The organism is Agrobacterium sp. InxBP2 (genome assembly GCF_026191755.1).
GTDB lineage: Bacteria > Pseudomonadota > Alphaproteobacteria > Rhizobiales > Rhizobiaceae > Agrobacterium > Agrobacterium pusense.
This window is the reverse complement of record NZ_JAINDY010000029.1, coordinates 426,137-441,060: the sequence shown is the minus strand read 5'-3', so window position 1 is coordinate 441,060 and position 14,924 is coordinate 426,137. Positions and strand designations below refer to the sequence as shown.

The window sequence follows — 14,924 nt, the reverse complement described above, 5'->3', positions numbered from 1 at the left end:
CTATTAAATTGTTGACAGGTGCGTTTCGCTCCTTATTTATAGGGGTCACTATTTATTTTGGCAACGGAGTGATCAATGTCCAGACGACTTGCAGACAAGACAGCCCTTATCACTGGAGGTTCACGCGGGATCGGCCGGGCGGTTGCCCTTGCCTTTGCCAGCGAGGGTGCCGCGCTGATTGGCGTGCATTATGCCGCCAACGCGGATGCGGCCAATGCCACGGTGCACGAGATCGAAGGGCTCGGCGTCAAGGCCGTCGCCGTGAAGGCCGATCTCAGACAGGGCAAGGACGCGGCCGACAGCCTGTGGGCGCAGTTCAGCGAAGCAGCGCATGTCGAGACGGGCTCGACCGCTCTCGACATTCTCGTGAACAATGCCGGTATCGCGCCCGCACTGCCATTGAAGCAGACGAGCGAAGCCGCGTTCGATGAGGTGATGACGATCAACTACAAGGCGCCGTTTTTCCTGATCCAGGCCGTGGCCGACCACATCCGTGAAAACGGCCGTATTATCAACGTGTCGACCGGGTTTACGCGCATCGCAGCGCCGACTCATCCCGCTTACGCCGCGTCCAAGGGCGCGCTGGAAACGTTGACATTGGCGCTGACACCGGAGTTTGCCACGCGCGGTATCACAGTCAATGCCGTGCTGCCGGGTGTCACGGAAACCGACATGAATGCAGAGTGGCTGTCGTCTCCGGAAGCACGCGCTGGCGCCGAAGCCCTCTCTGTATTCTCGCGCGTCGGAAAGGCGGAGGATATCGCCGACGTGATTACCTTCCTCGCATCCAGCGATGCCCGCTGGACGACGGGGCAGATGATCGATGCAACGGGCGGCGCCCGCATCTAGGGTACGTTGCTCTTGCTTTAGCTAAAGCTGTTCAAGCAAAAGCAGCCCACGAGGAGAGTCTGATTAAGTTCAGCTTGCTCGTCGTTCATCATCACATCCACGGGCGCTACGCGTGTCCGTGGCGTCGTTATCCCCTTGTGCGGTGCCGCCGAGCTACGCGCAAACATGGTCGCGGACATGTGACGCGCCGATCCCTGTAGATTGATTCTGCCGGCGCGCCGTCTAAACGCTTTGCACGACCATCCAGCGGGATGCAGCCCAAGGCAAAGCCACCGGCGCTGTCGCGGCGGGTTCAGCCAAATTCCGATAGTGTTCTGTCGCGCCTGCAGCCTGCCTTGGCAAAAGCCGTCCATTTCTAAATTATTCTGCCGCGATTGTTACGTTTCCGAAACGGGCTTTGACGAGAAGCGCGGCTTCTGCGATTGCCTGATTTACCCGGGCGTTCACCACGGGAGAAACCTGCCCTTCCACGTAATCCCGGCCGGAGGTGTAGATTGCGGTCGGCGTCACGAAGGCTTCGAAAAAGGCAAATAGCGGCCTGAGTTGGTGTTCCACCACAAGCGAGTGCCGGTCCCCGCCGCCTGTCGCCGTCAAGATGACAGGTTTGCCCCTGAGGTCGGCGGGATCGAGAAGATCGATGACGTGTTTGAAGAGGCCGGTATAGCTTCCCTTGTAAGTCGGTGAACCGATCACCAGAGCTTCAGCGTCGATGATGGTCTGAACGACCTGCCGCGCGCTGCCTTCCAGGTCCGCTACGGATCGTGCCGAGCTTAGGGAGGAGCCGAGATCCTCAACGTCGAAAACCTGATGTTGCAGGCCCAGTTGGCCGGCCAGCGCCTCGCTGACGCTTTCGACGAAGCGCTTTGTGCTTGATGGCCGCGATGTGTTGCCGGAGAAACCGACGATCAGATTGTTGCTCATTGAACTTTCTTTCGGGTGATCCTGCATAAATGCGGTTTGTGTCTGCGCGCCCTAGGCCGTCTTGAGAATCGACAGCCCGGCCGGATGTGCCGATCGATCATTCTCGCCGGTCTTCCACTTCTCAAAGGCGGCGCGTCCGAGAATGGCGACGGACGTGTCTTCCTGAGGTGCATGGACGAGGACTGACTGGATATCCCGGAAATGACGCTCGAGCCCGAGATCGGCATTGAGACCGGGGTTGCCGATGCCGCGGACCGCCAGCTGGACAGCGTCGCGGATTTGCCTCCCGGCGAGAAGGCGGGCCCTTATCAGGTGTTCGGCATCGCCAATATGGTTTGCGAGCGCGCCAAAGATGATCTGGCGGGCGCCGGCAACCAGAAGGTCGATTTCACCCGAGAGTTCAACGAAACGTTCCGTTTGCGCAATCGGGCGGCCAAGATTAGCCGGCACGCGCTCATGCGCGAAGCGGATGAACGCTTCTTGGGCGGCTTCGGCCGCGCCCAGATAGATGGCAGTGAGTGCAAGCGTCATTGCCGCGTGGCCGCGATTATCCTGCTGGGCGACCGAGGGATCAACGAGCTCCAGCACATTTTCTGCCGGGATTTCAACCTCAGTATATTCGACATCGTGCGAACCGGTCGCTCGCATGCCGAGGCTTTTCCAGTTCTCGATAATCTTGATGCCGGGCAGACCGTTGGGGACAACGAAGGTGCCGACCCGCGGCTGAACCTCATCGGTATGCGCCCAGACGAGAAAATGGGTGAGGCCATAGGCACCCGTTACGAAGCGCTTGCGGCCCGTGATCGACCAGCCATTTGCCGTCCGGTGCGCACGCGTGGCCGGCAATCCGCCGCGGGCCGGCGACCCCAGCTCTGGTTCCACACGCGCGGCGTTCAGAAGAAGCGGCTGCTGCATTGCCTGTGAAAGAAGTTCCCTGTAGAGACCGTCCGGCCAATGGCCTTTCGTGGCCTGCCCGAGATGTGTAAAAATCGTCATTGCGCTGATAAGCGCTACAGAAGGATCGCCTCGCCCGAGCGCCGCCAGAATATGGGCTGCGGTGCTCAAGGTTCCTCCCGGTCCGCCATAACGCGTGGCCACAGTGCTTTCGAGAAGTCCAGCCTTATGAACGGCGCGAATACCGGTCCAGGGAAACTGACCGGTCTGATCCGCATCCGGTGCGGCTTCGGAAAGGACGCGCGCGGCTGCGTCGAGTGCGGTGGGGTCATAGGACATGCGGATAGCGGCTTTCTCATGGTCGGCAGGCGGGATCATCCGTCACAGGGGTGGATGATCCCGGTCTTGGAAGAGAGGTGGATCGGTCCGACGGCGTGGTCGGACTGCCGTGATCAGGCGGCGGCCTTCTTCTTCGCCTCTTCGCGTTCGCGAATACCCTCGCGGACGAGGGGCAGGATGTATCGTCCGTAGTCTACGGCATCATTATAGTTGTCGTATCCACGGATCGAAATCAGATCGGCGCCAAGGTCGATATAGTCGAGAATGGAGTCGGCGATCGTGCGTGGCGACCCGACCAGGGCGGTCGTCGCGCCGCTGGCATTGGTGGCGGTAACGGTCGGATACCAGAGCGCGCGGTCATGGACGTCGCCGCGCTTGGCGATATCCAGCAGACGCTGGGACCCGATATTGGCAGGAGGCGCTGCATTGACCGGGGCACGAGACAGGCCCTTCTGGCGGTTCTCGTTCAGACGGTCGAGAACCCTGTGCGCCTTTTCCCAGGCCAGTTCATCCGTTTCGGCGACGATCGGCCGGAATGTAACCCAGATCCGGGGGCGGTCGGTGCGCCCGGCTTTTGCGGCTTCGGCGTAGATACGGTCAATCTGCTGTTTTGTTTCAGCCAGCGGTTCGCCCCATAGGCCGAAAATGTCGCAAAGGGAGCCGCCGATACGATAAGCAGCATCCGAAGAGCCGCCGAGCGAAATCGGGATAAGGCCATTGGTCGGACGCACGGCGCTGCGGAACTGCTTGAACTGGTAATATTTGCCTTCGAAATCGAACGGCTCCGTCGAAGCCCATGCAAGGCGAAGAATGCGGATATATTCTTCCTGACGCTCGTAACGCTCTTCCTTGTTGAGGAAATCGCCTTCGCGTGCCTGCTCCTCGTCGCTCCCGCCCGCGATGAAGTGGACGACAACGCGCCCGCCGCTCAACTGGTCGAGAGTGGCGAGGGACTTGGCCGCAACCGTTGGATAAACCGTGTTGGGGCGGAGCGCGACAATGATCTTGATGTTCTTCGTGTGCGCAAGCACCGTCGCACCCAGCGTGAAGGGATCGAACGAAGAGGAGGAATAGGGAATGAGCGTGTAGTTGAACCCGTAGTCATCCAGTGCCCGCGCGTAACGTTCCAGAAACAGCGGATCGACCGGAGCATCAGGGATGGGGTTCAGATCATTGGATGCGTTGGGAAAGCTGACGCTGATGAATTCCGCAGCCATGGGAGCTCCTTGCTGTTTCTAAATGTCGAGTGAAAGCTAAAGCCGACGTGGCATATGAGGAAGACAGGTCTTTCTATTTCTATGGAAAATGTAGAAAATATTGCCTGACTATTCTGGTGGCCTAGAACCGGCGATTGCCGCCGGGCCTGCATCTGCGTCATAAGGGCCGGTTTTCCACCCAAGGGAGGGAGCAACCGTCGTCGCAAGATCGGTGAGCAATCTTACGTTTTCGGTCAATCCGAAAGCCGGAGGCAAAAAGAGGACGAGCTCATCTGCGGCCGCCAGCCCGGGGTCGCTCAGTACCGCCTCAATGACCGTATCCGGTGCGCCCTGAAAAACGGGGGAAATCATGGCACCAGCCGGTTGGCCGGCAGGAGCCAGCGCACCCTTCGGGCGTGAGGCCGCAATGCCGACTGTGCGACGTTCAAGGTCATAGGCGGCATATTTTTCCCGCAGTTCCGGAGTGGTGCCGACCAGGATCGACGCTGCAACGGCGACCGGAGGCGGCGTTGTCTTCCAGATTCGCAGCCAGTGAGTGCGATAGGCATCGATGATACGCGCCTGATATTGGCCAAACGTCTCGCCCTCGTCCTGATCGTGAAGGACGGTACCGGAAATCAGGCCGATACCGAGTTCGGCGGCCTGAATCGCTGAATCGATACTGGCGGAGCCCTGTCGGATACGGCTGCGCAAGGTGGGGCTGTGTGGGGTCACCCGCAACTCGGCTCCCGGAGGCGCACCAACGTCGTTCGGCGTAACAACGTGCAGAACATCACCGGCAATGGCGGCAAGAAAACGCGACTGTCGCCGCTTTGCCTCTGTCCGGGCATCGGTATCCACGGATCCAAATACGGCATCGAACGCCCCATTTGCCCCGGTTGAAATCGCAAGTTCAAGCCGGCCGTCGATCAGCAGGTCGGTCGTGCCCGCCGCTTCGGCCAGCAGAATGGGGTCCTGATAACGCATCGGGATGACGGCGGAGCCAAGCGTAATGTGCCGTGTATGCTGGCCGACCGCCGCAAAGAAGGGCAACGGGGAAGAAAGATAGTGGTCGAAATGGCGCTGATAGGCCCAGCCGGACTGATACCCAAGCCTTTCCGCCTGTCTGAACAATTCTATGCCCTGTCGGAGCCCCTTTGCCGGACCGTCATCGTCGTTGAATGATACCCGCGTATTGACACCCAGCCGGCTTTTCGGCCGGAACAATGCGGGAAGGTCGCGCGACGCTGCTGCAATATTCATGCGAGTTGTTCCTTCCGCAGCGCGTGCGGGGCTGCATGGGTGCGGGCCGTTCCGGCGATGCCCGATGGGATGGAGTTCAGCAGCGACGCGGTGTATTCGTGTCGCGGATTGCCGAAAATCTCGGTGACGGTCCCATGTTCGACAATGCGGCCTCGCTGCATCACGGAAACGCTGTGCGCAAGTTGTCTGACGAGGGCGAGGTCATGCGAAACAAAGACATAGGTCAGTCCGAGCTTCGCCTGCAGCGACAGCAGGACCTCGACGATATCCGCCTGAACGCTGACATCGAGAGCGGATGTGGGTTCGTCCAACACGATCACATCAGGCTTGAGGACCAGCGAACGGGCAATTGCCACACGCTGACGCTGCCCGCCTGACAGGGCTGATGGCTTGCGTTCCATGAGGTGCTCGCTCAAGCCGACATTTGCGAGAGCTTCCCGCACCTGCTCGGATCGCTGCTTCGGAGTACCGATCTCGAATCTGTCGAGCGGCTCACGAACAAGCTGGCCCACCTTCCATGTCGGGTCGAGTGACGTGAACGGGTTCTGGTAAACCAGTTGCAGATGCCGCCATACCGACCGCAGGGAAGCGCGGCTCTTGCTTGTAACGCTCTCGTCGGCAACCGTGATGGTGCCGCTTTCCGGCTGCTCGAGCCCCAGCAGCAGGCGGATGGTCGTGGTTTTCCCGGAGCCGGATTCGCCGACAAGCGCGTGTGTCGTGCCTGCCGGAACCGTAAACGAAATATCATCCACAGCGGTCAGGGTTTTGCCATCGACGGTGAAGCGCTTGGTAACGCCGCTGACAGCGATCTTTGGCGATTTGTCACTATCGAGAAGGCTGAACCCCGGATCGCGAAATTTGGCATAACGCTCCGGGTTGAGCGCGGGCACGTCGCCATGGAGTTTTTTGGCATAGGGAGAGGAGGGGGAGGAAAAAACAGCCGATGTCCTGCCCGCTTCCTGCACGACGCCGTTCTTCAGCACGACGAGATTGTCCGCCCTCTCCGCCGCTATTGCGAGATCATGGGTGATGAGAAGCAGGCTGATGTTCAGCTCATCGCGAAGACGGGAGAGGAGATCGAGAATGCGTTTCTGGATTGTGACGTCGAGCGCCGACGTCGGCTCATCCGCCACCAGCAATGCGGGGCGCGGTAATATTGCGAGCGCGATCAGTACACGCTGCAGCATTCCGCCCGACAGTTGATGCGGATAGGAATCGTAAACCCGTTGCGGATTGTCGAGACCCACCTTTGCGAATGTTTCCAGAATGAGGAGCTTGCGGATTGCGGGGTTGGCCTCTTCCGTCAGCGCTGCCGCCTCCAGCGCCTGCGCGCCGATTGTTCTCACAGGATTGAGAGAGTTGCCCGGATCCTGCGGCACGAAGCCGATTTCGCGGCCACGAAAAGGCCTGAAGCGCCGTTCCGGCAATGCCAGAATGTCCTGCCTGTCGAAAACGACCCGGCCCGTGGCGTTTGCGCCGTTGGGAAGCAGTCTTAGTACAGCCTTTGCGATGGTCGACTTTCCCGAACCGGATTCTCCGATCAGCGCAAGGCTTTCGCCACGCCCAAGCTCGAAGCTGACACCGTGCACGACCTCCTGCCGCCCGTAGGACACGGCAAGATTTTCAACGCCGAGCAGGGGTATGGCGGGCTGCGGAGCCTCTGCCACTATCCGGGGAGGGGTCGGCGCTGTTTTCAATGCGATTTGCGAAGCCATCGGCTGATCCTGTTGACAGAGAGGACGGTCACGATCGTAACGAACGCGGGCGCATAAACGAGCCAGGGCCACTTGAGGTAGTCCTTGCCGATCGAGGTCAGCAGGCCCCAGTCGGAAGAGGGCGGCGGATCGCCGTAGCCGAGGAAGGCGAGGCTGGCGATGACGAGAATGGACTCGCCGAATTGCAGGACGGCCAGCGGCAACATCGAGCGGGATGCGTTTGGCAGCACATGTCTCAGCACGATGTAGCCGCGTGAGCCACCCGAGAGAAACGACGCCTCCACGAAGGTCGCCTGACGCGTCTTGATGACCTCTGAGCGCGCCACACGGGCGAAGAAGGCGATCGCCGATATGCCTGTCGCAATGGCGGCGTTGATTGTCTCGAAGCCGATTGCCGTGACGATGATGACCGCCAGCAGGAACTTCGGGATGGATAACAGCACGTCGACAAAACGTGCAAAGACGATATCCACCCAGCCGCCGAAAAATCCGGCAAGCAGACCGATCACACCGCCGATGACGACGCCGATGACGACAGCGACCAAAGCGCTCGATACAGATGAAGCGGTGCCATAAACGACCCGTGTATAGAGATCGCGCCCGAGATGATCCGTGCCGAACCAATGGGCAAAACTTGGCGCAAGAAGCTTGTCAGCCGGGACGCCGTTGATCGGGCTTTGGGTGGTGAAAAACTGCGGTGCAATCGACCAGGCGACGACGATTGCGATGACAAGCAGGGAGAGGCCGACCGTTACAGTTATGTTGAGAGTTTTCAGTCTCTCGAACGGATTGCTGATGGAAGCCGGGCTGGAAATAAGGCTCATGGTTTGGCCCCCGTTTCAAGGCCAAGCGACGTGTCATCGATCGTCGACAGGCGGCGTTTTCGGCCAACGATAATTTTTACCCTTGGATCGAGCAGCGGATAGAGGAGATCGGCGATGAGGTTGACGACGACGAACACCACGGCCCCCAGCGAGACGATCGCCTGCAGGACCGGCAGATCCTGAGTGCTGACGGAACGCTGGACGAGACTGCCGATACCGGTGCGGCCGAATACCGTCTCCGTAATCAGCGAATTGCCCAGAAGTTCGCCGACGGTGAGGGCGATAACCGTCACCACGGGCAAGGAAGCGGGCTTGAGGAGATGTGTTGTGAAAAGCCGTCTTGGCCCGATGCCGCGACTGCGGGCAACCGCTGCGTAATCCTGCTCTGCCTCATGATCGAGATTGGCGATCAGGACCTCCGCGATCTGTGCGGAAAACGGTATGCCGATGGTGATCGCCGCAAACAGCGTGGCCCAGAAACTGTCGGGTTCGATGACCCGGAACAGCCTGAGCTGAAAACCGAAAAGGTGGATCAGAAACAGGCCGATGACGAAATTTGGTGTCGACAGGAACAGGGAAGGGAAGGCGCGCAGCAATCCCTGTCCGTAACGCTTCGGCACGACCTGCGTGCCGTAGGCGACCGCAAAGGCGAGGATCAGCGCCACGGTCAGCCCGGCGGTGGCCAAGACCAGCGTCGATGGCAGCACCTCGGCGATGAGCGTCGAGACCGGTCGGTTGGAGCGCATCGAGATGCCCAGATCGCCTGTCAGGAAGGCCGACAGGGAGTGCCAGAGCTGCACGATGATCGGCTGGTCCAGCCCCTGTGCCGCAATGATTTCGGCGATCTCCTGCTCGGTAAAGCCGTTCTGCGGGTTGCGCAGAACGCTGGTGATCGGGTCGCCAGGCAGGACGCTGACGACCACGAAGGTGAAGACATAGGCCAGAAGGATGACGACGATCGCCTGGCCGAGCCGCTTTGCGGCGTAGGTTAGGTAGGCATTGCTCATGCCGTCACCTCCTTGACGTTACTCGGTGGGTGCTGGCGTCATTCGGCAATGAACGCTGTGTAATAGCTGGCATAAGCGACGCCGTTATAGACTTCGCCCTTCAGCTTCGGCGATTGCACGTAAATGCGCTGAACGATTTGCGTGCGCGGGATGAAGTAGCCCTGTTCCAGCACGTATTTTTGCAGGCCATCGAGCAGAGGCTTCCGATCCTCGACGGAACCTGCACCAGCGATCTTGTCGCGCAGGTCGTTGAGCGTCGCATCACGCTCGTCCAGCGCAAACCAGTTCTCGCCATTATTGGCGTTGGTCAGGATGCTTGCGACCGTGCCGGCGTCGATAAAGCTGCGGGTGACTTCATATGTCGGAACGGCGGCGCCACCGAATTTGACCTTCTCGCCAAAGGTCACGACATCATAAGCCCTGATATTGACCTTCCATCCAAGCCTGCCGAGCTGCTGGGCAATCAACTCATCGACTGATTTCGAGGTTGCCAGATAAGGATTGGAATGGATCGTCAATTCCAGCGGCTTGCCGTCCTTCACGCGAACGCCGTCCGCACCCTTGACCCATCCGGCTTCGTCCAGAAGCTTTTCCGACTTGTCCGGGTTGTAGGCGAGGAGATCGCTGTGATCCGTGGCTCCCGGGACGTTGCTCTGGATGAAGGACGTCGCGAGCTTCCAGTCCTGCGTATAGACTGTGTCGATGATTTCCTGACGGTTGATACCTGCCTGAAGTGCCTGACGCACCTTCACATCATCATAGGGCTGAAGCTTGGTGTTGACGGCCCAGCCGTTGACGAAGCCGAGATAACGCGGGGTCGCGATGGTGAAGCCTTCCTCCTTGAGCGATTTCAGTTCCTGGGGCGAGGCGTTGTACGCGACATCCGCCTGACCGGACTGAACGGAGGCGACGCGAAGGGATGGCTCAGAGACCAGCTTGTAGGTGATGGTATCGAGATAGGCGGGGCCGGTGTGGCCGACTGCGGCGGGACCCCAATTATAGTCCTTGCGCTTGACCAGGGTGACGTGGTCGCCCTCTTTCCAGGACTCCACCACATAAGGTCCGCTGCCTGCGGTCTTGCTGAGGTCCGCCTGCTGGCCGGCAGGCTGGGCAATGGTCTTGGGAGAGATCAGGATGGAGCCGTGGTAGCCAAGCGTCGGAATGAACCCGAGCGTCGGCTTCTTGAAGAAAACCTTGACCGTCGTCGCATCAACCGCTTCGGCGTGATCATAGGTCTTGGGGAAGAGGCCGATCGGGTTGATGCCCTCGTTCTTGCGGCCGGCATACCAGATGTCGAGATTGGCAACGACGGCCTTGGCATCCAGCGGTTCGCCATCGGAGAAAGTCACGCCGCTTTTGAGGTGGAGGGTGAACTCCGTCGCGGTGTCGTTCTGCTCCCAGCGCTCGGCAATCCACGGGCTGACCTTGCCTTCGGCATCGACGTACAGCAGCTTATCCGTGACATGACCCCATATATGGCCCTGGAAACTGGAGATCGCGCTGTTGTTGGGGATCCACGTGTCGCCCAGGGAATCGATCAGAAACGTGATGTCACCGCCATCATGTGGCGTGTCTGCGGCCACAGCACTCAAAGGTGCAGCCGTCGATAAAAACAGCGAGGCGGAAACAGCGAGCGAAGCCGTAAGAAGCAGCCGACGACGCGAAAGAGACGATGAGAAAGGACGCTTTGTCATTGTATGATCCTGAAAATTCCAAAGTTTTTCGTTGCAATTTCGGCATCTCCTGGGATGCGCGTGCTTCTGCGGTGGCTGCTCAAACGCATGTCAAGCCGTTGCCGCGCCGGCCTCTCGGCCGAGCAGGAGATGCTTAAGTTCATTGGTGGCCTGATTGGGCGACGCGACGCTAGCGAGCGGTTCCCGAGAACCTGCGTGGCAGAGGAGCGCGCCCGCTTCTACATATTCCAGTCATGGCGCGATTCCCTTCTGCGCTGTCCGTCTTGCCCTTAACCTAGCAGTCAGGCGTGAGGGAGAAAGACTGGTTATTCTTTTTCTATGGATTTAGTGAATTATTTTATCGTCATTTCGGCGGCTATTTGGATTGGTGTTTCAGGGCCCCTTGGAATGCGGGGTTCCGGCGTGGAGTGACGACGGCTCGGCGTCTGGGCCGACCTGGTCTCGCGATACAAATCGCATGGCCTGGAAAATTGTCACGGGCGGCAGAGCCCCGGTGAAGCGCTCGATATCCACCTTCGCGATCTGGCCGGTCGATGCCTGCGACAGTTTCGATGTGCCGATATCGCGGGTCAGAATATTTGGATTTCCGTGGATGCATATCGAGTTTTCGGCAGTTGGATCCTCTGGTTCGAACCAGGCGCCGGTAGCGAGCTGCATTACCCCCGGCATGACGTCTTCACTGAGAAGGGCGCCCGCCAGGCAGCTGCCGCGCTGATTAAAAAGCCTCACGACATCGCCGTCAGATATTCCACGAGCCGAGGCGTCGGCTGGATGGATACGGACGGGCTCCCTGTCCATGATCTTGGTGGAACGGCTGAAATCGCCATAGTCCAGCTGACTGTGCAGGCGTTGATATGGTTGATTGCAGACGAGATGCAGCGGATAGAGGTGCGCATCGTCTGGAGTTTCCATTCTGGGTGGATACCAGCGCGGATGACCCTTGCAGTCATCATAACCGAAACCCTCGACGGTCCCGGAAAAAATCTCGATCTTTCCTGAGGGGGTCGCCAGCGGTTTCGTTGCGGGATTCTCAAGGAAAGCGCGCGCCGGTCCACCGTCGTCCGGCTTGACTGGAAGGGACAGTTCTCCGCGTTCCCAGAAGGTTTCAAAGTCCGGCGCCTCATGGCCCGACGCGGCAAGTGCCTGACGGGTCGTTTCGTATAGAAAGGCAAGCCATTCTCCGCTGCCGCGGTTTTCGGTGAATGCCTCGAATCTGCCGAGTTCGCGGGCAATGCCGGCGAATATTTCGTAATCGTCGCGTGCTTCGCCGACGGGGGCGATCAGGCGCTTCATGGCGATCATCAGCGGATCGCGATCGGCGGCGCCGATGTCGTCACGCTCAAGCGTGGTCGTGGCGGGCAGCACGATATCGGCGTGTCTGGCGGTGGAGGTCCAGGCGGACTCGTGGACGATGATCGTTTCCGGCCGCCTGAAAGCGGCTCGCAACCGGTTGATATCCTGATGATGGTGAAATGGATTGCCGCCCGCCCAATAGACAAGCCGGATGTCAGGATAAAGAAGCGTGCGCCCGTTGTAATGGAACTCGGCGCCGGGATTGAGCAGCATATCGGAGATGCGCGCGCAGGGAATATAGTCCGGCACAGGGTTTTTGAATTGCTGCAGCGTTGGCAGGGGAACGGCGAGCAGGTTCTTGCCGATATTGCCCAACGCGCCAAGGGAATAAGAAAATCCGCCGCCGTCCGATCCGATCTGGCCGAGCATGGCGGCAAGCACAATGCCCATCCACACCGGCTGCTCTCCGTAATCGGCCCGCTGCAGCGAATGACTGACGGTGATCAGGGTTCTCGAACCGGCCATCCTGCGCGCCAGCCTGCGTATTGCGTCCGGCGCGATGTTGCAGATTTCGGCCGCCCATTCCGGGCTTTTGTGCTGGCCGTCCTCCCTGCCGAGAAGATAGTTTTCGAACCGGTCATATCCGACCGTATAACGCTCCAGAAACGTCCGGTCGTGCAGGCCTTCCGTAACGAGGACGTGCGCCAGCCCGAGCATCATCGCCACGTCGGTGCCCGGGATGATGGGAAGCCACTCGGCATCCGCCTCAGCGGGGAAATCGTCTGCCAGAGGGCTGATGAATGTGAAATGCGCACCGCGAGCCTTCGCGCCGGCAAGTTTTTGCCGGACCGTGTGCGTGCTGATCCCTCCGCCGTGGACATCGGCATTCTTGATCGCCATCCCGCCAAAGGCGAGCACCAGCTCGCTGCTGCGTTCGATGGCATCCCAGGTCACGCTCTTTCGGTCGAAGCTGTCATAAGGGCCCAGGACATGGGGGATTATGACCATGGCCGCACCGGAACTATAGGTGTTGACCGACCGGACATATCCGCCGAGGACATTCAAGAAGCGGTGGATCTGGCTTTGCGCGTGATGAAAGCGACCGGCACTGGACCAGCCATAGGAGCCGCCGAACACGGCGCTTGGACCGTGACTGTCGTAGACCCGCCTCAGTTCGTCGGCGACCAGTGTCGTCGCTTCGGCCCAGCTGACCTCGACATAGTCGTCAGCGCCCCGCCGCTGTGCATGGTCGGTTTCGCGCTCAAGCCACCCCCGCCGGACAGCGGGCCGTCGGATGCGGACGGGGCTGTCGGCGATCGCCGGAAGATTGCCCAGTAGCGGGGATGGATGGGGGTCGCCGGAGTGAGGCTTTATCTCCAGTCGCCCATTTGTGAGCTGCCCGGAGAAGGCCCCCCAGTGAGAACTGTGAGTCTTGAAGGAATTCATCGTGTCGCCCCAGCGGTCGCGGATCGCAAAGTAACATTCTATCTCGGCAGGATTTTGCCGGGATTCATGATGCCGGCTGGATCGACTGCATGTTTGATGAGCGCCATAAGATCGACCGCGTCACCATGCTCTTCACGCAGGTAGGCGATCTTGCCGGTGCCCACGCCATGTTCGCCGGTCGAGGTGCCGCCGACCGAGAGGGCGTATTGCACCATCTTCTTGTTGATGGCCGCCACCTCGCCGAGCTCTTCCGCATTGCCGGGATCGACCGCGAAGACGACATGATAATTGCCATCGCCGACATGGCCGAGAATGGCAGCCGGTACGCTGCAATCCTGCAGGAGCTCGCGGGTCTTCAATATGCAGTTGCTGAGCTGCGAGACCGGAACACAGACATCCGAAGACCAGCCTTTGGCGTTTGGCCTTTGCGATACGACAGCATAAAATGCGTTGTGGCGCGCTTTCCAGAGGCGATTGCGTTCTTCAGGGGCGTTGGCCCACTCGAAATCCTTGCCGCCATGGTCTTCCACAATGGCGGACACCATATCGACCTGCTCCTGGACGCCGGCGGGCGAGCCGTGAAACTCGAAAGCCAAGGTGTCCTGGATCTTCAGCTCCAGCCCGGAATAGGCATTGACGGCCGTGATCAGGCCACGGTCCATGAGCTCCATGCGGGCGACGGGGATGCCGAGTTGCACGACCTGAATGGCCGCCGCGACTGCCTGTTCGACGCTCTCGAAAGAGCAGAGCGCCGCCGAGATGGTTTCGGGTATTCCATAGAGGCGAAGGGTTATTTCGGTGATGATCCCCAGCGTTCCTTCCGAACCCACGAACAGCCGCGTCAGGTCGTATCCGGCAGAAGACTTTCTGGCGCGACCGCCGGTTTTGATAACCTGGCCGGTCGGCAGCACCACGGTCAGGCCCAGTACGTTTTCACGCATTGTTCCGTAGCGGACGGCGTTGGTGCCGGAAGCGCGGGTTGCAGCCATGCCGCCAATCGAAGCGTTTGCGCCGGGATCGATGGGAAAGAACAGTCCCATGTCTCGCAGATATGTGTTCAACTGCTCCCGCGTTACCCCGGCCTCGACCGTACAATCCAGATCTTCACTGCTGATACGGGTGATTTTCGACATGCGTGAAAGGTCGATCGAGACCCCGCCATTGACGGCTGTCAGATGCCCTTCCAGCGAAGTGCCGGCGCCAAAAGCGATGACGGGCACGCTTTCCGCCGCACATAGCCGCACGATCTCGGACACTTCGGAGGTGGTTTCCGCGAAAGCGACCGCATCGGGAAAGGCGGCTGCGTGATGCGCCTCGCCCCGCCCGTGCTGCTCGCGCAGTGTCGGCGACGTTGAAAGACGCTCCCCGAGGAGGTCTCGCAGGGATCGGATGAGAGAAGGAGACAGGTCAGGCATAAAACATTCCGTGTAGGCGGGTCGCAAAACGCTGCGACAGACTTACAAACCTTGAGGGCGAGGCGCGC

11 protein-coding genes are annotated in these 14,924 nt (G+C 59.9%); 1 reads left to right on the top strand and 10 read right to left on the bottom strand.

Going from position 1 to position 14,924, the window contains the following annotated elements:
• The first annotated feature begins 75 nt into the window (after positions 1-75).
• Positions 76-849: an SDR family oxidoreductase gene (locus K7A42_RS14590; protein WP_282455451.1), complete on the top strand. Its 774-nt coding sequence runs from the start codon at positions 76-78 to the stop codon at positions 847-849.
• A gap of 360 nt (positions 850-1,209) precedes the next feature.
• Here the strand turns inward: K7A42_RS14590 and K7A42_RS14585 are convergent, their stop codons facing one another.
• The 10 genes from K7A42_RS14585 to K7A42_RS14540 all read right to left on the bottom strand — a co-directional run bounded on the left by K7A42_RS14585 (position 1,210) and on the right by K7A42_RS14540 (position 14,856).
• Positions 1,210-1,770, bottom strand: a complete 561-nt coding sequence (locus K7A42_RS14585) for an NAD(P)H-dependent oxidoreductase (RefSeq protein WP_136883049.1) — start codon at positions 1,768-1,770, stop codon at positions 1,210-1,212.
• 51 nt (positions 1,771-1,821) lie between these two features.
• Positions 1,822-3,003, bottom strand: a complete 1,182-nt coding sequence (locus K7A42_RS14580) for an acyl-CoA dehydrogenase family protein (RefSeq protein WP_282455450.1) — start codon at positions 3,001-3,003, stop codon at positions 1,822-1,824.
• 113 nt (positions 3,004-3,116) lie between these two features.
• Complete coding sequence (locus K7A42_RS14575; RefSeq protein WP_004445361.1) at positions 3,117-4,220, bottom strand: LLM class flavin-dependent oxidoreductase; 1,104 nt, start codon at positions 4,218-4,220, stop codon at positions 3,117-3,119.
• A 108-nt stretch (positions 4,221-4,328) separates the two neighbouring features.
• On the bottom strand, positions 4,329-5,462 hold the full coding sequence (locus K7A42_RS14570; protein WP_282455449.1) for an LLM class flavin-dependent oxidoreductase: 1,134 nt from the start codon (positions 5,460-5,462) through the stop codon (positions 4,329-4,331).
• Positions 5,459-7,177, bottom strand: coding sequence for a dipeptide ABC transporter ATP-binding protein (locus tag K7A42_RS14565; RefSeq protein ID WP_220359867.1), 1,719 nt, complete (start codon positions 7,175-7,177; stop codon positions 5,459-5,461). Before K7A42_RS14565 ends, K7A42_RS14570 begins: the two co-directional genes overlap by 4 nt.
• Positions 7,156-8,001, bottom strand: a complete 846-nt coding sequence (locus tag K7A42_RS14560) for an ABC transporter permease (RefSeq protein ID WP_282455448.1) — start codon at positions 7,999-8,001, stop codon at positions 7,156-7,158. Before K7A42_RS14560 ends, K7A42_RS14565 begins: the two co-directional genes overlap by 22 nt.
• Positions 7,998-9,008 carry an ABC transporter permease gene (locus tag K7A42_RS14555; RefSeq protein WP_077985655.1) on the bottom strand — a complete coding sequence of 337 codons (1,011 nt, stop codon included), beginning with the start codon at positions 9,006-9,008 and terminating at the stop codon, positions 7,998-8,000. The genes K7A42_RS14560 and K7A42_RS14555 overlap by 4 nt, the downstream gene beginning before the upstream one ends.
• 38 nt (positions 9,009-9,046) lie before the next feature.
• Positions 9,047-10,702, bottom strand: coding sequence for an ABC transporter substrate-binding protein (locus K7A42_RS14550; protein ID WP_035206982.1), 1,656 nt, complete (start codon positions 10,700-10,702; stop codon positions 9,047-9,049).
• Between the two features lie 372 nt (positions 10,703-11,074).
• On the bottom strand, positions 11,075-13,441 hold the full coding sequence (locus K7A42_RS14545) for a molybdopterin guanine dinucleotide-containing S/N-oxide reductase (RefSeq protein ID WP_282455447.1): 2,367 nt from the start codon (positions 13,439-13,441) through the stop codon (positions 11,075-11,077).
• Positions 13,442-13,479: 38 nt separating this feature from the next.
• A complete protein-coding gene (locus K7A42_RS14540; protein WP_125271285.1) occupies positions 13,480-14,856 on the bottom strand; it encodes an FAD-binding oxidoreductase in 1,377 nt (458 codons plus the stop codon).
• Positions 14,857-14,924: the final 68 nt, after the last annotated feature.